Source organism: Roseomonas mucosa ATCC BAA-692 (genome assembly GCF_000622225.1).
Classification (GTDB): domain Bacteria; phylum Pseudomonadota; class Alphaproteobacteria; order Acetobacterales; family Acetobacteraceae; genus Roseomonas; species Roseomonas mucosa.
The window spans coordinates 200,430-220,031 of the sequence record NZ_JHWD01000007.1 but is presented as its reverse complement, the minus strand read 5'-3'; the positions used below and the strand labels follow the sequence as shown (position 1 = coordinate 220,031).

The 19,602-nt window shown below is 71.0% G+C and carries 20 protein-coding genes and 1 tRNA gene; 19 read left to right on the top strand and 2 right to left on the bottom strand.

The genetic code is table 11. The annotated features are described in order from the left end of the window. Nucleotides 1-117: 117 nt before the first annotated feature. The 14 genes from BT98_RS0109610 to BT98_RS0109545 all read left to right on the top strand — a co-directional run bounded on the left by BT98_RS0109610 (nucleotide 118) and on the right by BT98_RS0109545 (nucleotide 11,335). On the top strand, nucleotides 118-1,380 hold the full coding sequence (locus BT98_RS0109610; protein WP_019459452.1) for an E22 family MetX-like putative esterase: 1,263 nt from the start codon (nucleotides 118-120) through the stop codon (nucleotides 1,378-1,380). Nucleotides 1,381-1,394: 14 nt separating this feature from the next. Then, nucleotides 1,395-1,467 (top strand) — tRNA-Ile (locus BT98_RS0109605). Between the two features lie 52 nt (nucleotides 1,468-1,519). Continuing rightward, the gene (locus BT98_RS0109600; protein WP_026032919.1) at nucleotides 1,520-2,266 is read left to right on the top strand and encodes a sulfite exporter TauE/SafE family protein; all 747 of its coding nucleotides are present in this window, start codon (nucleotides 1,520-1,522) and stop codon (nucleotides 2,264-2,266) included. A gap of 127 nt (nucleotides 2,267-2,393) precedes the next feature. Next, nucleotides 2,394-3,476, top strand: a complete 1,083-nt coding sequence (locus BT98_RS0109595; protein WP_019459450.1) for an extracellular solute-binding protein — start codon at nucleotides 2,394-2,396, stop codon at nucleotides 3,474-3,476. Continuing rightward, nucleotides 3,476-4,537: an ABC transporter ATP-binding protein gene (locus BT98_RS0109590; protein ID WP_037250275.1), complete on the top strand. Its 1,062-nt coding sequence runs from the start codon at nucleotides 3,476-3,478 to the stop codon at nucleotides 4,535-4,537. The genes BT98_RS0109595 and BT98_RS0109590 overlap by 1 nt, the downstream gene beginning before the upstream one ends. Further along, nucleotides 4,534-5,391: an ABC transporter permease gene (locus tag BT98_RS0109585; protein ID WP_019459448.1), complete on the top strand. Its 858-nt coding sequence runs from the start codon at nucleotides 4,534-4,536 to the stop codon at nucleotides 5,389-5,391. The genes BT98_RS0109590 and BT98_RS0109585 overlap by 4 nt, the downstream gene beginning before the upstream one ends. Next, nucleotides 5,388-6,188 (top strand): ABC transporter permease, encoded by an 801-nt coding sequence (locus BT98_RS0109580; RefSeq protein ID WP_026032918.1) that lies wholly within the window; start codon nucleotides 5,388-5,390, stop codon nucleotides 6,186-6,188. The genes BT98_RS0109585 and BT98_RS0109580 overlap by 4 nt, the downstream gene beginning before the upstream one ends. A 7-nt stretch (nucleotides 6,189-6,195) precedes the next feature. Continuing rightward, nucleotides 6,196-6,864 (top strand): RraA family protein, encoded by a 669-nt coding sequence (locus BT98_RS0109575; protein ID WP_019459446.1) that lies wholly within the window; start codon nucleotides 6,196-6,198, stop codon nucleotides 6,862-6,864. A gap of 169 nt (nucleotides 6,865-7,033) precedes the next feature. Further along, complete coding sequence (locus BT98_RS23905) at nucleotides 7,034-7,486, top strand: hypothetical protein (protein WP_019459445.1); 453 nt, start codon at nucleotides 7,034-7,036, stop codon at nucleotides 7,484-7,486. Between the two features lie 167 nt (nucleotides 7,487-7,653). Further along, nucleotides 7,654-7,875, top strand: coding sequence for a hypothetical protein (locus tag BT98_RS0109565; protein WP_139341713.1), 222 nt, complete (start codon nucleotides 7,654-7,656; stop codon nucleotides 7,873-7,875). Between the two features lie 345 nt (nucleotides 7,876-8,220). Continuing rightward, nucleotides 8,221-8,541, top strand: coding sequence for an HNH endonuclease family protein (locus tag BT98_RS0109560; protein WP_202801165.1), 321 nt, complete (start codon nucleotides 8,221-8,223; stop codon nucleotides 8,539-8,541). A 109-nt stretch (nucleotides 8,542-8,650) separates the two neighbouring features. Continuing rightward, nucleotides 8,651-10,330 (top strand): energy-dependent translational throttle protein EttA, encoded by a 1,680-nt coding sequence (gene ettA / locus BT98_RS0109555; RefSeq protein ID WP_019459442.1) that lies wholly within the window; start codon nucleotides 8,651-8,653, stop codon nucleotides 10,328-10,330. A gap of 101 nt (nucleotides 10,331-10,431) precedes the next feature. Next, on the top strand, nucleotides 10,432-10,977 hold the full coding sequence (locus BT98_RS0109550) for a GNAT family N-acetyltransferase (RefSeq protein WP_019459441.1): 546 nt from the start codon (nucleotides 10,432-10,434) through the stop codon (nucleotides 10,975-10,977). Nucleotides 10,978-11,119: 142 nt separating this feature from the next. Then, nucleotides 11,120-11,335 carry a hypothetical protein gene (locus BT98_RS0109545; RefSeq protein WP_019459440.1) on the top strand — a complete coding sequence of 72 codons (216 nt, stop codon included), beginning with the start codon at nucleotides 11,120-11,122 and terminating at the stop codon, nucleotides 11,333-11,335. Between the two features lie 100 nt (nucleotides 11,336-11,435). On the opposite strand, the gene BT98_RS0109540 is transcribed toward BT98_RS0109545, so the two are convergent. Beyond that, a complete protein-coding gene (locus BT98_RS0109540; protein WP_019459439.1) occupies nucleotides 11,436-12,065 on the bottom strand; it encodes an MlaC/ttg2D family ABC transporter substrate-binding protein in 630 nt (209 codons plus the stop codon). Nucleotides 12,066-12,366: 301 nt separating this feature from the next. Then, a complete protein-coding gene (locus tag BT98_RS23900; protein ID WP_019459438.1) occupies nucleotides 12,367-13,224 on the bottom strand; it encodes an MlaA family lipoprotein in 858 nt (285 codons plus the stop codon). Between the two features lie 192 nt (nucleotides 13,225-13,416). Between BT98_RS23900 and metF the strand changes: the two genes are divergently transcribed. The 5 genes from metF (at nucleotide 13,417) to BT98_RS0109510 (ending at nucleotide 19,581) form a co-directional block, all read left to right on the top strand. Next, entirely contained in the window at nucleotides 13,417-14,490 is a 1,074-nt protein-coding gene (gene metF / locus BT98_RS0109530; RefSeq protein WP_019459437.1) for a methylenetetrahydrofolate reductase [NAD(P)H], read from the top strand. A gap of 345 nt (nucleotides 14,491-14,835) precedes the next feature. After that, the gene (locus BT98_RS0109525) at nucleotides 14,836-15,813 is read left to right on the top strand and encodes a phosphoribosylaminoimidazolesuccinocarboxamide synthase (protein WP_019459436.1); all 978 of its coding nucleotides are present in this window, start codon (nucleotides 14,836-14,838) and stop codon (nucleotides 15,811-15,813) included. 68 nt (nucleotides 15,814-15,881) lie between these two features. Further along, nucleotides 15,882-16,379, top strand: a complete 498-nt coding sequence (locus tag BT98_RS0109520; RefSeq protein ID WP_019459435.1) for a pentapeptide repeat-containing protein — start codon at nucleotides 15,882-15,884, stop codon at nucleotides 16,377-16,379. After that, nucleotides 16,376-18,640: an ATP-dependent helicase gene (locus BT98_RS0109515; protein WP_019459434.1), complete on the top strand. Its 2,265-nt coding sequence runs from the start codon at nucleotides 16,376-16,378 to the stop codon at nucleotides 18,638-18,640. The genes BT98_RS0109520 and BT98_RS0109515 overlap by 4 nt, the downstream gene beginning before the upstream one ends. Further along, nucleotides 18,640-19,581, top strand: coding sequence for a 50S ribosomal protein L11 methyltransferase (locus tag BT98_RS0109510; protein ID WP_019459433.1), 942 nt, complete (start codon nucleotides 18,640-18,642; stop codon nucleotides 19,579-19,581). The genes BT98_RS0109515 and BT98_RS0109510 overlap by 1 nt, the downstream gene beginning before the upstream one ends. Nucleotides 19,582-19,602: the final 21 nt, after the last annotated feature.

Here is a 19,602-nt window from a genome sequence, read left to right as displayed (position 1 = left end):
GCCGTCTTCGCCACCGCACAGGCTGGCGAGGCGCCCGCATTGCGGCGGCGGGCGGCTTGCGCGGGGAAGGGGGCGGCGGCAGCATCGCCGCCCAGAACGCGCGATCCAGGAATCGTCATGACGCCGCGCCGCATGTTGCCCCCCCTTCTCCTCGGCCTCGCCGCCGCGCTGCGCGGCATCCTGCCGGCCCAGGCCCAGAGTGCTGCCCAGAATGCTGCCCCGGGCCAGGCCCCGGCTTCCTCCGACCCGGCGGGCGAACTCGCGCTGGTGGAAAGGAAGAACTTCGAGATCGCGGGCTTCACCACGCGCGGTGGCGCCACGGTCGGGCGGATGCGCATCGGCTACCAGACCGCGGGCACGCTGAACGCGGCGGGCGGCAATGCCGTGCTGATCACCCACCCCTTCGTCGCCAATGGCCAGGCCTTCGGCCGCAACGATGCGAACGGGCCGCTGGGCTGGTGGGACGCGATCATCGGGCCGGGCAAGCCGATCGACACCAACCGCTTCTTCGTGGTGGCGAGCGACACGCCGGCCAATCTCTATGTGCGGGAAAGCCGCACCACCAGCACCGGGCCCGCCAGCGTCGATCCCTCCACCGGGCGGCCCTACGGGATGAGCTTCCCGGTGCTGTCGATCCGCGACTTCGTGGAGGTGCAGAAGGGGCTGCTGGACAGCCTGGGGGTGAAGCGGCTGGCGCTGGTGGCCGGACCCTCGATGGGGGCGATGCAGGCCATCGAATGGGCGGCGGCCTATCCCGCCCTTGTGGACCGGGTGATGCCCGTGATGCCGATCGGCCGGATGGATGCCTGGCTGCAGGCCTGGATGGAGATCTGGGAGGCGCCGATCCGGGCTGATCCCAACTGGCGCAACGGTGACTACTACGTCCAGGGGCGCGAGCCGCCGTTGCGCGGGCTGACCGACGCGCTGCGGATCATCGCGCTGCAGACCCAGGACCGGGCGGCGCTGTCGCGCTTCGACGGGCGGGCGGCGGAGGGGCAGGACCCGGCGCGCAGGATGACGGACACGGTGGCGGTCGATCCCTACCTGACCGAGATCGCCACGGGGCGGGCAAAGCTCGCCGATGCCAACTCCTTCCTCTACCTGACCCGGGCGATGCAGCTCTTTCTCAACGAATACCCCGACACGCGTGCGGCGCTGTCGCAGGGCAAGGCCTCCTGGCTGCTGGTGCCGGGGGAGCGGGACCGGCTCTTCCCGATCGAGTATGCGCGGGAACTGGAGGGCGTGCTGAAGGGGCTGGGCCGGCCGGTGCGGCTGGAGGCGCTCGACGGGCCGCAGGGACATGGCGAGTGGCTGACCGGCATCGCCGGGGCGGAGGAGGCGATCCGGGCCTTTCTTGCCGAGGCGCCGCGAGCCCCTTAAACCGGCCTCGCGGAGGGCCGGTAGCTCAACGGTTAGAGCTGGCCGCTCATAACGGCTTGGTTGCGGGTTCGATTCCTGCCCGGCCCATCCGCCTTTGCTCGCGCCGCGACGGCGCCGCCGGCCGGGACGGGATGGCTTCGTGATCGCGCTCCAACTGCCGCACACCCTGCCGCTGCTGGCCACGCTGCTCACCGCCGTGCTGGCCGGGCTGGCGCGCGGCTTCTCCGGCTTCGGCTCGGCCCTGATCTTCATCCCCCTGGCCAGCGCGGTGCTGGAGCCGAGGTTGGCCGCGCCGCTGCTGGTCCTGGTGGACAATGCCACGGCCTTTCCCCTGGTTCCGGCCGCCTGGCGCACGGCGGCACGGCGGGAGGTCGCCTGCCTGACCGCCGGGGCGCTGCTCGGCGCACCCCTGGGGGCCTGGCTGCTGCTGCGGATGGACCCGGTGGCGCTGCGCTGGGGCATGTGCGCCCTGGCGGTGGCGATGCTGGCTCTGCTGGCCTCCGGGTGGCGCTATCACGGCCGCCCGGCCCTGCCGCTCTCGCTGGCCGTCGGGGCCGGGTCGGGGCTCTTCTCCGGCCTGGCGCAGATGGGCGGGCCGCCGGTGGTGGCCTACTGGCTCGGCGGCGCGATCCCGGCCGCGAGGGTGCGGGCGAACATCGTGCTGTTCTTCGCCACAAGCGGGGTCATCAGCATGGCCGTCTATCTCCTCGCCGGGCTGCTGACCGGGGAGGTGCTGGTGCTGGCGGCGCTGATGGCGCCGGGCTACGCGCTGGGCCTGTGGTGCGGCAGCCGCATGTTCGGCCGGGCGAGCGAGACCCTGTTCCGGCGGATCTGCTTCGGGTTGATCGCCCTGGCGGCGGCGATCGGGTTGCCGCTCTGGGGGTAGGGCGCTGCCACTGCCCTGTATACCGGCACCGACGCAGTTGCGAGACGACGGGGTTGCGCATCCCGCCCGTGGTCCGATGCTTGCAGGCACGCTCGCAGACCACGACGCGGATTCCCTGGAGAAGCCCATGCGCCTGCCCGGTTCGAGTTCCAGACTGACCCTCGCGCTCTGCCTGGCGGCCCTGGCGGCCATGCCCGCAGCCCGGGCGCAGGGCCCCGTGAAGCCGGGGGGCGAGATGGTGCTCCTCGCCTATGCTGGGGTGTTCAAGGACAATTATTCGCAGGTGGTGGTGCAGCCCTTCTCCCAGGCCAGCGGGGTCACGGTTCAGTATACCGATCCTGGCCTGGGCGGTTCCGCCCAGATGCTGGGCACCCTGCGGGCGCAGAAAGCAGATCCGCAGGTGGACGTGGTGATCATGGATGCCAGCACCGCCGCCGCGGCCTGCGCGGAAGGGCTGGTGGAGCCGCTGACGCCCCAGGCCCTGCCGGTGCTGAAGGAACTGGACGAGCAGGCGGGCAAGGTGGGCAATGGCTGCGGCCCGGCGGTGACCTACGACCACCTGACACTGATCTACGATGCCGAGGCGATCAAGGTGGCGCCGGCGCGCTGGATGGATCTCGCCAAGCCGGAATACAAGGGCCGGTCCTCGCTGAGCGCGCCGCCCGACATCCAGGGCATGGCGCTGACCGCGATCCTGGCGCACGGCGCCTCGGGCGACTGGAAGAACATCGGCGCCGCCATTCCGCTGCTGAAGCAGATCGTGCCGAACGTGCAGACCTTCCAGCCGAGCCCGGATGCCTATTCCATGGTGCTGAGCGGGCAGATCGCCTTCGGCACCGGCTGGAACGCGCGCTCGCAGCTCTATCACGACCAGAGCAAGGGCAAGTTGGGCGTGTTGATCCCCGAGGAGGGCACGGCCTTCCAGATCAACACGATCAACATCGTGAAGGGGGCCAAACACCGGGAGCAGGCCATGGCCTTCCTGGGCCATGCCCTTTCCGCCGGGCCACAGGCCGCCTTCACCGACCGCATGTTCTACGGCCCGACCAACCTCCAGGCGCAGAAGGACGCCAAGGCGATCGGCCGCACCGCCCTGGCGCCGGAATACCGCAGCCGCATCGTGCCGATCGACTGGCTGGAGGCGGTGAAGCTGCGCGACAACTGGAACCAGCGCTGGCGGCGCGAGGTGATGACGGCGGCCACGCGCTGATGGCGGGCTATCTGGTGCTGGAGCGGCTGACCCGCCGCTTCGGCGCGGGCGGACCGCTGGCGGTGGACCACGTGTCGCTGGAACTGCCCAAGGGCGCGCTGCTGGCCCTGCTCGGCCCCTCGGGATGCGGCAAGACCACGACCCTGCGCATGATCGCGGGGCTGGAGCAGCCGGATTCCGGCCGTGTCGTGGTGGCGGGGCAGGATGTCACCGCCCTGCCGCCGCACCGGCGCAACATGGGGGTGGTGTTCCAGTCCTATGCCCTTTTCCCGCACATGAGCGCGCTGGCCAATGCCGGTTTCGGCCTGGAGATGCGCGGCGTCGGGCGCGCGGAGCGGCTGGCGCAGGCACGGGGCGCGCTGGAGATGGTGGGCCTCGGCGCGCTGGCCGACCGCAAGCCGCGCGCCATGTCGGGCGGGCAGCAGCAGCGCGTGGCCCTGGCCCGGGCGCTGGCGATCCGCCCCGACCTGCTGCTGCTGGACGAGCCGCTCTCGGCGCTGGACGCCAAGCGGAGGGAGGAGGTGCGCGACGAGATCCGCGCCCTGCAACAGCGTCTCGGCACCACCGCCATCTTCGTCACCCACGACCAGAGCGAGGCGCTGGCCATGGCCGACCTCGTGGCGGTGATGAAGGACGGGCGGATCGAGCAGATGGCCCCGCCGGAGGAGGTCTTCGAGAACCCGGCGACGCGCTTCGTGGCGGGTTTCGTCGGGCGGGCCTCGCGGCTGTCCGGCGCGGTGGAACCGGGCGGGGTGTTCCGGGCCGGCGGCACGGCGCTGCCGGTGGCGGCGGGGCACCCGGTCGGGGCGGCGGAGGCCTTCCTGCGGCCGCACCGGGTGCGGGTGATGCCGGCCGGCCCCACGCCGGAGGGCGCGGTGCTGCTCGAAGGGCACGTGCTGCGCCGGACCTATAGCGGCGAGATCGTCTGGCTGGAGGCGGAGACCCCGGCCGGGCCAGTGCAGGCGGAACTGCCCGCCTATGATCCCGGCGCCGCGCTGCGGGTGGGGGATGCGGTGCGCCTCGCGCTGCGGCCGGAGGACCTGCGGGTGTTCCCGGTGTGATCGGCTGGCTGCTGAGCGCACCGGCCCTGCTGGTGCTGGCGCTGGCCTTCCTCTGGCCGATGCTGGGCCTCTTCCGCATCAGCCTGAACCGCACCGCCGAGACCGGGGCGATGGAGACGGCGCTCACCACGGAGACCTATGCCAAGGTCGCGGGGGACCCGTACTACTGGGGGCTCGCCTGGGACACGCTGGTGCTGTCCGCCGGGGCCTCGGCCATCGCCGCGGCGCTGGCCCTGCCGGTGGTGCTGCTGATCCGCCGTGCCTCGCCCCGCTGGCGGGCGCCGCTGGCGCTGATGGCGGTCTCGCCGCTGCTGATCTCGGGCACCGCGCGGGTGGTGGGCTGGCGGGCGATCCTGGGCGATCTCGGGCTGATCAACGTGGTGCTGGGCTGGCTCGGCCTGACCGGCGGCCCGGTGCCGCTGATCAACAACTGGACCGGTGTCTGGATCGGGCTGGTGGAAAGCCTGATGCCCTATGCGGTGCTGGTGCTGATCGCCGGGCTGGGGCGGCTCGATCCCCGGCTGGAGGAAGCCGCCGCGACGCTGGGAGCTGGGCGGACCCGCACCTTCCTGCGGGTGACGCTGCCGCTGGCGGCGCCGGCACTGGGCGGGGCCTTCCTGCTCGGGCTGGTGCTGGGCATCTCCGCCTTCATCACGCCGCGGCTGATGGGCGGCGGGCGGGTCTTCACCGTGGCGACCGAGATCTACGACCAAGCCCTGACCACGGTGGATTGGCCGGTGGCGGCGGTGCTGGCGATGCTGCTGCTGCTGGCTCTGCTGGTGGTGATGCTGCTGCGCGGAGTGCTGACCGGCGTGGCGCGGCCCCGGGGGCAACAGGGGGAGAACGCGGCATGAGACCGGTGACGGAGGCGGGGCCGCTGCTACGGTTCTTCGCGCTGTGCGGCTACCTGCTGCTGCTCAGCCCGGCCGTGGTGGTGCTGGTGGTGTCCTTCAGCGCCGGCAACTACCTGACCTTTCCGCCGCCGGGCTTCTCCCTGCGCTGGTACGAGGCGCTGCTGGCCAACGGGGCGCTGATGGGCGCGCTCGGCACCAGCCTGATCCTGGGGCTGATCGTCGCGGCGCTGGCGCTGGTGGTGGGCGGGCCGGCGGCCTATGCGCTGACGCGGCTGGACTTCCCCGGGAAGGGGGTGGTGGCCGGCCTGCTGGCGGCGCCGCTGCTGCTGCCGACGCTGGTGCTGGGGCTGGGGTTGATGGTGGCCCTTCAGCCGATGCGGCTGATCGCGACCTGGCCGGGGCTGGCGCTGGGGCACAGTCTCGTGGCCATCCCCTTCGCCGTGAGGATCATGGTGCAGGCCTTTGCCGCCGTGCCGCGCGACGTGGAGGAGGCCGCCTGGACGCTGGGCGCCACGCCGCTGCGCGCGGCGCTGCGCATCACCCTGCCGATCGCGGCGCCCGGGGCCGTGGCGGCGGGGGCGCTGGCCTTCCTGGTCTCCTTCGACGAGACGGTGATCAGCCTGTTCCTGGCGGGGCCGCGCCTGACGACCCTGCCGGTGGCGATGTTCCAGTACACCGAAAGCCGGTCCGACCCCCTTGTGGCGGCCCTGGCCATGGCGCTGATCGTTGTGGCGCTCGCGGTAGTCCTGTTGGTGGAGCGGCTGGTGGGTTTCCAGCGCGCGCTTGCGAAGGAGTGAGGTGAGAATGCCGAAATACGTCGTGGAGAAGAGCGCGCCGCAGATTAGCGCCGAGGTGATCGCGCTGCTGGAGCAGACGGAGACCGCCACGGTGGGCCACTGGCGCCACTGGGGCTTCGTGGACCGGGGCGTGCAGCCGCTGCTGCGCCACAGGCGGGTGGCCGGTACGGCGGTGACGGTACAGATCCCGGGGCCGGATTCCACCCTGCTGCACCATGCGCTGGGCCTGCTGCGCCCGGGCGACATCCTGGTGGTGGACCGGCTGGGCGATGTGCGCCACGCCTGCTGGGGCGGCGGCGTGACCGTGGCGGCCAAGGCGGCGGGTGCGAAGGCCGGCGTGGTGGACGGGCCCTGCACCGACCTGGAGGAGGTGGAGGCCTCCGATTTCCCGATGTGGTGCCGGGGGCAGGCGCCGATCACCACGCGGATCTACGACCTGGGCGGCCGGCTGAACGTGCCGGTCTCGATGGGCGGCGTGGTGGTGATGCCGGGGGATGCGGTGCTCTGCGACGAGTCCGGCGTGCTGGTGCTGCCGCCCGCCGAGGCGGAGGCCGAGGCGCGTGAGGCGATCACCCGGCAGGAGCGTGGCATGAAGACCCAGGCGCGGGTCGCGGCGGGCGAGAAGCTGGGCGAGATCAGTGGCGCCACGGCCAAGGTGCTGGCTGGGCTGGGCTGAACCTTTCCGGCCCCGCCCGGTGTCTTTTCCGGGCGGGGCAGGAGGGGACCAGCCTCCTGCCCCTTGCAGGCGGCGATCTTTCCAAGCCGTCACGAAACTGTCTCACGGCGTGAGAGCTTCCTGTCTTGATACCGGCCGCGACCAGCCGGCGAGATGAGGGAGTTCAGCCATGTTCCTGCGCAACGCAATCCTGGGTCTGGCCGCGGCCGGGCTGGTCTCGGCTGCCGCGCCAGCCTTCGCACAGACAGCGGACGGCACCCCTGGCAATCCGCCGGGCACCGCCGCCAGCCGGGCAGTGGACCGGGCCGCCGGCACCAATACCTCGGGCGCCTATCCGTCCCAGTCCGACGGCAAGCCCGGCAATCCCTCGGGGACGGCGGCCAGCCGGGCCGCCAAGCGCGCCACGGACGGCACGACGACGCAGCGAAGCCGCCACCACGCCACCGGCAGCAGCGCCAGGCAGCATTCCAGCAACCCGCCGGGCACCGCCGCCAGCCGGGCGGTGGACCGGGCCGCCGGGACCAATACCTCGGGCGCCTATCCTTCACAGTCCGACGGCACGCCGGGCAATCCCTCGGGGACGGCGGCGAGCCGCGCACTGGGCACCACCAACAGCCGCTGAGGCACTCTCGCGAACGGAAGCGGAGGGGATGGTGTCAATCCCTTCCGCTTCCTCGCGCATGCGGCATGGAGACGGGCTTTCCAAGGCTTCACGCAGGGCGCCGGGTTTTCGTGGTTCCGTTCCGCCATCCGGCCGGGGGAGCCGGAGAATCTCAGGGAAGACCTCTCATGTCTCTACGTCACATGTTCCTGGCTCTGGCGGCCGCTGGTCTCGTCACGGCCTCCGTGCCGGCCTTCGCGCAGTCCAGCGACAGCAATGCACCCGCCACGGTGACAGCGCCCGCTGCCAGCCCCGCGACGGGAGCGAAGCACAAGTCCGCCGCCCATCGCACCCAGCGCAGCCGCACCACGCGGCACCATGCGGCCAAGCCCGCCGCGAGCAACGGCTGATCCCGAAGGGGCAACCCTACCTCCGACCTCCGCTTGTCGGAGGCGGCGTTACCCTTCCGGGACTTGGGGGCAAGGTTCCGCCTCGCCCCCATGCCCCACCCCGCCCGGGCGCCGTGCGCCCTGGAGCCGCTTTCGCTGCCGCCCGCTGCCGCCGGACCGCGCCGGGAAGCAGGGCTTCCGGGCAACCGGCCTACGCGCCGGGACCGTGCCACGCGGCCCGGGCATGGCACGCCGTCTTCCGGCGCGCGGCAAACGCCCCATATGACGCCGGTGTCACGACGCACGCGACGCCCTGACCCCCCGGAACGACAGCACCCGCCACTCGGCCCGGCCTTGGGGGAGGAGATGGTTTGTGCCCTGTGCCTGCGGCCGATCCCGGTCCATGCGCGCTCCAGCCGCCATCACCTGATCCCCCGCCTCAAGGGCGGCACGCACAAGGGGACGGTACGGCTGCACCAGATTTGCCACAGCGCCATCCATGCCCGCTTCAGCGAGGCGGAGCTGGCGCGGCACTTCTCCGATCCGGAGGCGCTGCGGGGTGAGGCGCGGCTGGCGGATTTCCTGCGCTGGATCGCGGGACGGCCGCCGGATTTCCACGCGCCCACCCGCATTCCGCGGGGAGCCGGCCGAGGTGGCGATCCCTGCCGCAGCGGGCGGCGGCGCTGAAGCAGCCCCATTCCGGACCCGCGGCAACGATGCCGATGCTCGACGCTGCGGGGCCGAGCCGGTAGAACCGGCCGTAAATCCTTCCACGTTCTGCCTGAAAGACCGCGCCATGGCCGCCTACCAGTATGTCTATGTGATGAAGGATCTCACCAAGTCCTATCCGGGCGGGCGCGAGGTCTTCAAGGGCATCACGCTGAGCTTCCTGCCCGATGCCAAGATCGGCGTGCTGGGCCCGAACGGTGCCGGCAAGTCCACGCTGATGCGCATCATGTCGGGGCAGGACAAGGAATATGGCGGCGAGGCCTGGGCGGCCGAGGGCGTCCGTGTAGGCTATCTGAGCCAGGAGCCTCATCTCGACCCCGACAAGACCGTGGGCGAGAACGTCATGGGCGCCTTCGCCGCGGTGCAGGCCGACCTCGCACGCTTCAACGAGATCTCGATGAAGTTCGCCGAGGAGATGACGGAAGACGAGATGAACACCCTGCTGGCCGAGCAGGCCGAGCTGCAGGAGCGCATCGACGCCGCCAATGGCTGGGAGATCGACCGCACCGTCGAGATCGCGCTCGACGCGCTGCGCTGCCCGCCCTTCGACAGCCCGGTGACCAATCTCTCGGGCGGCGAGCGGCGGCGCGTGGCGCTGTGCAAGCTGCTGCTGGAGAAGCCGGAGCTGCTGCTGCTCGACGAGCCAACCAACCACCTGGACGCCGAGAGCGTGAGCTGGCTGGAAAAGACGTTGCGCGAGTATCCGGGCGCGGTGCTGGTGGTGACCCACGACCGCTACTTCCTGGACAACGTGACCAACTGGATCCTGGAGGTCGATCGCGGCCGCGGCATCCCGTACCAGGGCAACTACTCCTCCTATCTGGAGGCCAAGCGCAAGCGGCTGAAGCAGGAGGAGAAGGAGGAGAGCACGCGTCAGCGGCAACTGGCCGAGGAGCAGGAATGGATCGGGCGCAGCCCCTCCGCCCGCCAGGCCAAGAGCAAGGCGCGCATCCAGGCCTATGAGGAGCTGCTGCTCAAGAGCCAGGACAAGGCGCCCGACCCGACCGAGATCCAGATCCCGCCCGCGCCCCGCCTGGGCAACACGGTCATCGTGGCCGAGGAAATCCGCAAGGGCTTCGGCAACCGGCTGCTGATCGACGACCTGAGCTTCAAGCTGCCGCCCGGCGGCATCGTCGGTGTGATCGGCCCGAACGGCGCCGGCAAGACCACGCTGTTCAAGATGATCACCGGCGTGGACCAGCCGGATGCCGGCAGGATGATCGTCGGCGAGTCCGTGCAGCTCGGCTATGTGGACCAGAGCCGCGACAGCCTGGATGACAAGCGCACCGTCTGGCAGGAAATCTCCGACGGACAGGACATGATCACCATGGGCAAGCGGTCCGTGCCCTCGCGCGCCTATTGCGCCGCCTTCAACTTCAAGGGCGGCGACCAGCAGAAGCCGGTGGGCGTGCTGTCGGGCGGCGAGCGGAACCGGGTGCATCTGGCGAAGATGCTGAAGAACCCGCACAACGTGCTGCTGCTGGATGAGCCGACCAACGACCTGGACGTGGACACGCTCCGCGCCCTGGAAGAGGCGCTGCAGGACTTCGCGGGCTGCGCGGTGATCATCTCGCACGACCGCTGGTTCCTGGACCGGCTGGCCACCCACATCCTGGCCTTCGAGGGCGACAGCCACGTGGAGTGGTTCGAGGGCAACTACCAGGCCTATGAGGCCGACAAGAAGCGACGTATGGGCGCCGCGGCCGACGAGCCGCACCGGATCAAGTACCGGCCCCTCACGCGCTGAGCGCGTGGGGGACGGGTTCCCGTCCTCCTTCCGGTGAGCCCGCCGCCTTGTCCCCGGTCAGGGGTGGGATGGCGGAGCCGGCCCCTGGTGTCACGTCCACAATGTTCCATTCCTCCGATTCCCTGCGGCTGTCCCGGCTGGTCCGGACGCCGCGCCTCCTGCTCCTGCCCGTTGGCTGGGAGAACCTGCCCGAGCTGACCGCGCTCAAGGCGGATGAGCGGGTCTTCGCCATCATGCTGCACGGCGTACGAAGCCCGGAGCGCGCGCGGGAGGAGATGGAGGACGACATCGACTTCTGGACCGTGCGCGGCTACGGCACCTGGTGCGTCCACCGGCAGGAGGACGAGGCCTTCCTCGGCATCGCCGGGCTGATGGAGAGGCCGGACGGGCGTGGCGTGGCGCTGCGCTTCGCGCTCTGGCCGGAATGCCGCGGCCACGGCTATGCGCGGGAGGCCGCCGCCGCCGCCCTGGCCTTCGGGCATCGGGCGGGACTGGAGCGGATCATCGCCGTGGCGCGGGAAACCAACCAGGGCTCGCGCGCCGTACTGGCGGATATCGGCATGGTCCCGGCGGACAGCTTCATGAACAAGGGCCACCGGATGATGGTCTATGAGAGCCGCCGGAGGGGCGAGCAGAAGCCGGTCTGAGCCCCCGACGCCCCAGGCCGTGCCCGTTGCCGCGTGAACACGCGCTTGTGACATGGCGAAGACGCCGTTCGGATCGCTTAGCGAACGGAGCGACGGGCCGGCCGCCGGGGCCGGCATTCCCCTGCTCCCCTAGGAGACGAGGATGTACAAGCCTTTGGTGATCGCGGGTTGCCTGATTTCGCTCGCCGCCTGTAGCGGCCCCGACCGCCCGATGCCGCAGGCCGACCGATCCCCGCGGGACAGCCTGAACAACAACTTCAACCCGACGACGCAGGCAATGCCGGGCGCCACGCCGCGTGACGACAGCAGCAGCGGCTCCCAGGCGCGCGGCGGGCCAGGGACAGGCACGATCCGCTGAACCGGACTTCCACCCGGAAGCCGGAAGATTGAGCCTTTCCGACAAAATCTGACGCGGCCGGGGAGGGCCATGGCCTTCCCCGGCCGGAAGTCGGCCTGCCTCAGCGCCCTTCCTGGGCCTGGAGCTGGGCGATCTGCTGCTTCATGGCATCCAGCAGGGCGGCGACGCGACCGCCGTTGCGGCTGATGACCGAGGAGTACTCGGACCGCTGCGTCAGGCGCAGGGAGGCCCCTTCCGCGATGACGTCCACGATCTTCGGCTGCCCGCCGACATCGCTGACCCGCCAGTCGAGGGTGAAGGGCGCGGTGCTGGGGCGTTCGATAATGGTGTTCACCAGCACGTCGTCCTCGGTGCGCTGCTGCGCGCGGCCCAGCGAGAAGCGGACGCCCTGATACTCGCCGAAACGGGCGGACAGGTTGCGGATCAGCGTCTCCTCGAAGAGGCGCATGTATTCCTGTTGCTCGGCCGGGCTGGCCTGGCGCCACCAGCGGCCCAGGATGAAGCGGCCGACGCCCTGGATGTCCACGGAGCGACGCAGGACGCCAGCTACCTGCTGGCGGCGCTGTGCCACTGGGGTGTTGGCGTTGATCGCCGCCACCAGCTCCTGCCCGGTGCTCTGGATGAAGGCGGTGGCGCGGCCCGGGTCCACGGTCTGGGCCAGGGCCGGGTGGCGGAGGGCCAGCGCGGCGGGCAGGGCCAGGGCGGCCAGGAGCAGCGGGCGTCGGGTCATGGGGCTTGTCATATCGTCTTCCGCAATTCTCTGTCGGCCGGAGGGGGGGTCCAGGCCAGGGGCTGGTCCCCGGGGTTGCCGGCGCCGGTGTCCCGGACGGCCGTGCGGTCCGGGCCGGCCAACCCTCAGGTTGACGCGGTCCGGGCCGCCTGCCCGGATTCCTGGGTAAAGCGGCTATCGGGTCACGGGTTTGCCATCCCTCGGCGCGTTCTTCCAGAGGGGGCCTCCGGGGGAGGCCCCGGAGAGGGAAGAGGTGGCCCGATGAGCTCCGGCCCCTGGTGCTTCGCCGGGAGTTCCGGCCTCAGTTCGTGGGCAGGCGGGAAGGCGGCGCCGGCTGCCGCCTGTCCAGGCTCGGCGCGGCGCCGGGGATGCGGGTGCCGACGCCGATGCCCGTGCTGGCGGCGGTCGGGTTGGCGGGGCCCGGGGCAGGGGCGGCGCCGGTGCTGGCGATCTGCGCGTTGCGCTGCTGGCGGTAGCCGGAGCGGTAGGTGGCGTAGGGGTCGAGGCTGGTCCGGTTGATCGCGTCGATGGTGTCGATCAGCCTTTCACGGGTGTCGAGCCCGCCCAGCACCGGCACGCCGTAGTCATAGGCGTAGTTCAGGCCGTCGCTGCCGAAGGTGAGATAGGTGAAGGGGTTGGCGGCGATGCCGGCGCCATAGCCGGTCAGGTCGCGCGGATTGGAGGGACCGAGCAGCGGAATGAAGAGGTAGGGGCCCTCGCCGACCCCGGCCTTGCCGGCAGTGATGCCGAAATCGGCGTCATGCGCGGGCAGGCCCATGCTGGCGGCGACATCGAAGAGGCCGCCCAGCCCGACCGTGCTGTTCAGCATGAAGCGGGTCAGCGTGTCGCGGGCGCGGCCGACCTCGCCCTGGATCACGTCGTTGATGAAGATGACCGGCGCCTTCAGGTTGCCGATGGCGTTGTGGACGCCGTCGCGCACCGGCTGCGGCAGCACGGCGCGGTAGCCCAGGGCGGCGGGGCGCAGGGCGTATTTGTCGATGCCCTGGTGCACGTCGAACATGGCGCGGTTGAACGGCTCGATCGGGTCGTTGGTTTGCTGGAATTCGGCGACCGCCTCCGGGTCGGACGGATCGGGGCGCGTGGCGCAGGCGCTCATGCCCAGCACCAGCGTAATGGCCAGAAGGCGGAAGGAACGCATTGTTTCGGACAGGCTCCGATGAGACATCATTGATGATTCGCCTTACCACCGGGACGGCGAAAGGACGAACTGCGGCCCGGACAAGATATCGCGACAGGATGGCGGGTCCGGCCGGCGATGTCCCGCCGAAAAACGGGTGGAACCAAAAAGGAGACGGTGCCACCCGGGAACGGACAGGCTATGAGGAGGCGCATGAACCATGTCGCGACCCCCGGTGCCGGCGCTTCCGGTGCCAGCCCAGGCCATGATCCCGGCATCCATCCGGGCGCCAACCCGTTGGGCCGCTGGCTGACCGGGCCACGCTTCGGCGCGTTGCCGGCCCCGGCCGCCCTGCCGGCTCCGGCCTTGTCCTTCGAGTTCTTTCCGCCGCGCACGGAGGCGCTGGAGAACCAGCTCTGGTCCTGCATCCGGCGGCTGGAGCCACTGGCGCCCCGCTTCGTCTCCGTCACCTATGGCGCGGGCGGCACCACCCAGGCGCGCACCCACGCCACCGTGTCGCGACTCGTGCGCGAGACCGCGCTGACGCCCGCGGCGCACCTGACCTGCGTCGGGGCCTCCTGCGGCGAGGTGGACGACGTGGCACGGCAATACTGGGATGCCGGAGTGCGGCACATCGTGGCCCTGCGCGGCGACCCGCCGGCCGGGGCCCCGGACTACGTGCCGCATCCGCAGGGCTATGCCTATGCGGCGGATCTGGTGGAGGGGCTGCGGCGGGTCGCGCCCTTCGAGATCTCGGTGGCGGCCTATCCGGAAACGCATCCCTCGGCACGTTCCGCCGAGGCCGACCTCGACAACCTGAAGCGCAAGATCGACGCGGGGGCGACCCGGGCGATCACCCAGTACTTCTTCGACACCGAGACCTTCCTGCGCTTCATCGACAGGGCGCTGGCGGCGGGCATCTCCGTGCCGATCGTGCCGGGCATCATGCCCGTCTCGAACTTCAACCAGATGCGGAACTTCTCCGCCCGGATCGGCGCCTCGGTGCCGGACTGGATGGCGGCGCTGTTCGAGGGGTTGGACGACGACGCCGAGACCCGCCGCATGGTGGCCGCCGTGGTGGCGGCGGAGCAGGTGCGGCTGTTGCAGGCCAATGGCGTGGACGAGTTCCATTTCTACACGCTGAACCGGCCCGACCTGACCTATGCCATCGCCCATATCCTGGGTGTGCGCCCGTCCCGCCCCGCCGATCCGGCGAGCGAATCCGGCGTGGAGGAGGAAGGCAAGGCCGAGGCGGCCAGCCGGCAGGCGGGCCAGGCGGGTGCCTGAAAACGGGGCGGCCCTGGACAGGGTGCCCGAAGCGGCCTCCTGAGCCGGGCGCGCCTGGCCTGCTCCGCGGGGCGAACCATCCTCCTGGGCGCCACATGCGGCGAAATCCGTCCTGTCCGGCGGGCCGGGCGGGGGCGATCCTGCCATGATCGCGGGGGCGGCCTTCCCCTGGGCTGACCCATGGGCCGGGCGGGGCACGAGGCAAGGCGGATGGTGCCGGTGATGACGGGCATTGCCCTCCTGCCCGGCGCCGGGGCATAGCCGCACATCACTTCCCCCGCCGCCGGCGCCATCCTGGCGGGACGGCACCGGCTGGGGGCCCTCTCTCCGGGGACGAGACCAGGCATGGATCTCTCAGAACTCGCCGCGCACGCGCAGCAGACCCTTCGCGACGCGACCATTCCGGAACTGCCGAACCACTATCGCGGCAAGGTGCGGGACAATTACGACCTGCCGGACGGGAAGCGCATCATCATCGCGACCGACCGGATCAGTGCCTTCGACCGTATCCTGGCGGCCATTCCCCTGAAGGGGCAGGTGCTGACGCAGACGGCGCGGTACTGGTTCGAGGCGACGCGCGACATCTGCCCGAACCATGTCGTCGAATACCCCGATCCGAACGTGGTGGTGGGGCGTAAGCTGTCCATCCTGCCGGTGGAGGTGGTGGTGCGCGGCTATCTCGCCGGCACGACGGGCACCTCGATCCTGACGCTCTACAAGAAGGGCCAGCGGCGGATGTACGGGCATGTGCTGCCCGACGGACTGCGCGACAACCAGAAGCTGCCCGAGCCGATCATCACGCCCACCAGCAAGGCCTTCGACGGCGGGCATGACGAGCCGCTGACGGCGGAGGAGATCCTGGAGCGCGGGCTGCTGTCGAAGAGCCAGTGGGAGACGCTGAGCGAGTATGCGCTGAAGCTCTTCGCCCGCGGGCAGGAGCTGGCGCGGGAACGCGGGCTGATCCTGGCGGACACGAAATACGAGTTCGGCACAGACACGGACGGCAACATCGTGCTGGCCGACGAGATCCATACGCCGGACAGCAGCCGCTACTGGCTGCTCGGCTCCTACCGGACGCTGTTCGGCCGGGGCGGGAAGCCGGAGAGCTTCGACAAGGATTTCGTGCGCAACTGGGTGGTGGCGCGCTGCGACCCCTACAAGGACGCGATCCCGGAGATCCCGCAGGAGGTGATCCTGGAGACCGCCGCCGTCTATGTCCGGGCCTTCGAGATGATCACCGGCCAGCGCTTCCAGCTCCCGCCCGTGGGGGAGGACGTGCTGGCGCGGGTGCGGCGGAACCTGGCGGGGTATTTCCCGAAATAGGGCGGACCAGGAGGCGGCGGCGCGGGGCTTCCTCGACCGCGTTCCCCTGGCGTTCTATATCCTGTGGCGTGCGCCCCGCCCTTCCGATCCTCCTCGCCCTGTTCCTCCTGGCCGTCGCGGCACCCGCCCGCGCCGCCTGCAACGACCTGCCCGCCCCCGGGGTAGACTGGCGGCGCTGCCTGCTGGACGGGCGGGACCTGCCGGATGCCGATCTGGCGGGGGCGGTGCTGCGCGATGCCAGCTTCTCCCGCGCCAACATGGTCGGGGCGGTGCTGCGGGGGATCGACGGACAGCAGGCCCGCTTCGTCTCCGCCCTGCTGAGCCAGGCGGACCTGAGCGGGTCCAACCTGCGCCGGGCCGACTTCACGCGGGCGATGCTGGACGGGGCGAAGCTGGCCGGGGCAGACCTGCGGGGCGCGCGGCTCTTCCGGGCCGATCTGAGCGGCGCGGACCTGACGGGCGCGGTGCTGGACGGGGCGGACCTGTCTTCCGCCGTCCTGGACGGGGCACGCTGGACCGATGGCGAGCGAATCTGCGGCGCCGGATCGAGGGGACGCTGCCAATGAGCGACAGCCGCGACGCGATGCCGGCCACGGGGGGCGGGCTGCGGGACCTGCCGGAGCCCAACTACCTCGGCAAGCTGAACCCGGAGCAGCGGGCGGCGGTGGAGACGGTGGACGGGCCGCTGCTGGTGCTGGCCGGGGCGGGGACGGGCAAGACGCGGGTGCTGACCACGCGCTTCGCCCATATCCTGATGACGCGAAAGGCCTTCCCGAACCAGGTCCTGGCCGTGACCTTCACCAACAAGGCGGCGCGGGAGATGCGGGAGCGTGTCTCCCATATCCTGGGCCGACCGGCGGAGGGGCTCTGGCTCGGCACCTTCCATGCGCTCTGCGCCCGGATGCTGCGGCGGCACGCGGAATATGTCCGCCTGACCTCCTCCTTCACCATCCTGGACACGGACGACCAGCTCCGCCTGCTGAAACAGGTGATGGAGGCGGCGGGCGGCATCGACCAGAAGCGCTGGCCGGCCCAGGGGCTGATGGCGGTGATCCAGCGCTGGAAGGACCGCGGCCTGACGCCGGAGCGGGTGACGCCGGCGGAGGACAGCGACTTCGCCAATGGCCGCGCGCGGCAGCTCTACGAGGCCTACCAGTCGCGGCTGCGGGACCTGAACACGGTCGATTTCGGCGACCTGCTGCTGCACATGACGGAGATCCTGCGAACCCAGCCCGAGGTGCTGGCGCAGTACCACCGCAGCTTCCGCTACATCCTGGTGGACGAGTACCAGGACACCAACACGGTGCAGTACCTCTGGCTGCGGCTGCTGGCGCAGGGGCACCGGAACATCTGCTGCGTGGGCGACGACGACCAGTCGATCTACTCGTGGAGAGGCGCGGAGGTGGAGAACATCCTGCGCTTCGAGAAGGACTTCCCCGGCGCGAGGATCGTGCGGCTGGAGAGCAACTACCGCTCCACGCGGCCGATCCTGGCCGCCGCCGCCGGGCTGATCGCGAAGAACGAGGGACGGCTGGGCAAGACGCTGCGGCCGGGGCGCAATGATGCGGAGGGCGAGAAGGTCCGCATCGTCTCGCTCTGGGATTCCGAGGAGGAGGCCCGCATGGTCGGCGAGCGCATCGAGCAGGCACAGCGCGACGGGATCAGCGCGGGCGAGATGGCGATCCTCGTGCGCGCCGGCTTCCAGACGCGGGCCTTCGAGGAGCGGCTGATCGTGCTCGGCGTGCCCTATCGCGTCGTGGGCGGGCTGAAGTTCTACGAGCGGGCCGAGGTGCGCGACGCCATGGCCTATATGCGCATCCTGCACCAGCCGAGCGACGACCTGGCCTTCGAGCGCATCGTCAACACGCCGCGCCGGGGCGTGGGCGACAGCGGGCTGCAACACATGCATGTGGCGGCGCGCGAGCAGGGCATCCCGCTCGCCGTGGCGGCGGAGCAGCTGGCGCGCACCGATGCCTTCCGCCCCAAGCCGCGCGCGGCGCTGCGCGAGCTGTTCGACGGCTTCGCGCGATGGCGCGAAATGCTGGCGCGCGAGGGGCATGTGGTGACGGTGGCCACCATGCTCGACGAGAGCGGCTATACGGAGATGTGGAAGCAGGACAAGTCGGCCGAGGCGCCGGGCCGGCTGGAGAACCTGAAGGAGCTGCTGCGCGCGATCGGCGAGTTCGAGAGCCTCGCAGGCTTTCTCGACCATGTGGCGCTGGTGACCGAGAACGACGAGAACGCCTCGGAGGCCAAGGTCTCGCTGATGACGCTGCACGCGGCCAAGGGGCTGGAGTTCGACCTCGTCTTCCTGCCGGGCTGGGAGGAGGGGCTCTTCCCGCACCAGCGCGCGCTGGACGAGGGCGGCACCAAGGGTCTGGAGGAGGAGCGGCGCCTCGCCTATGTCGGCATCACCCGGGCGCGGAAGCTCGCGGTGATCAGCCACGCGGCGAACCGGCGGATCTATGCCAACTGGTCGGCCGCCATCCCGTCGCGCTTCCTGGACGAGCTGCCGCGCGAGGCGGTGGAGGTCGAGGGCTCCTCGGCTATGCAGCGGCAGCGCATGGCGACGGCGCCGAGCGTTTTCGCGCACGGCCCGATCAGCGCCGGGCGGCCGCGGATCATGGAGGCCAAACTCTCCGAGAAGGGGGCCTGGGAGGTGCAGGCGCGTCCGGCGCGCAAGGATGCCATGACCGTCGGAACCCGCGTCTTCCACCAGAAATTCGGCTACGGACGCGTGACCCGGGTGGAGGATGACCGCCTGGACGTGGATTTCGAGAAGACCGGCAGCAAGCGTGTGCTGGACCGTTTCGTGGAGCGCGCCTGATGAGCAGCGAGACCGCCATCCAGCAGAAGCCGGGGCATTGGCCGACCCAGGGCAACACGCGCTGGGCCATCCCGCTGGAGACGCTGGTGCTGACCGGCATCCCGGACGAGGCGGTGCCCTATTACGAGGCGGCGCTGGAAAGCCTCTGCCGCACCGTCGGCTATTTCCGCGAGCCGCCGCTGGAGGAGACCTGGCGGCTGGAAGGCGTCTGGGAGCAGAACGGCGACGAGGCGGCGCTGAGCGCGGCGCTGGCCCTGGCGGTGGCGGTCTCGGGCTTCGATGCCGGGGCGCCGGAGCGGCACCCGACCGAGGCGGAGGGCTGGCTGGCCCGCACCGTGGAAGCCTTTCCGGAGCAGGCGCTGGGGCGGCGCTTCACCATCCGACCAACGCACCTGCCCAACCCGCGGCAATGGGACCGGCTGGTGTTGCGGCTCGATGCCGGCCTAGCCTTCGGCTCGGGCGAGCACGAATCCACGCGCGGCTGCCTGCTGGCCTTCGAGGCCGTGGCCCACCGCCGCCCGCGCCGAATCCTGGACCTGGGCACGGGCTCGGGCATCCTGGGCATGGCGGCGGCGAAGCTGCTGCACCGGAAGGTCCTTGCCACGGATATCGAGCCCTGGTCGGTGCGGGTGGCAGCCGAGAACGGGGTGATGAACGGGCTGCGCGGGCTGTTCCGGGCGGAGCTGGCGGATGGCTGGCGCGACCCGGTGGTGCGCAACGGGCACTATGACCTCGTCTTCGCCAACATCCTGGCGCGGCCGCTCTGCGCCATGGCGCGCGACCTCGCCACGCATCTGGCGCCAGGGGGCACGGCGATCCTGGCCGGGCTGCTCGGCACCCAGGTGCGGATGGTGCTGGCGGCGCATCGCCGCTGCGGGCTGGTGCTGGAGCGGCGGATCGACCTCGGGGCCTGGTCCACCCTGGTCCTGCGCAGGCGCTGAAGGGCAGGGCGGGAAGGCGGC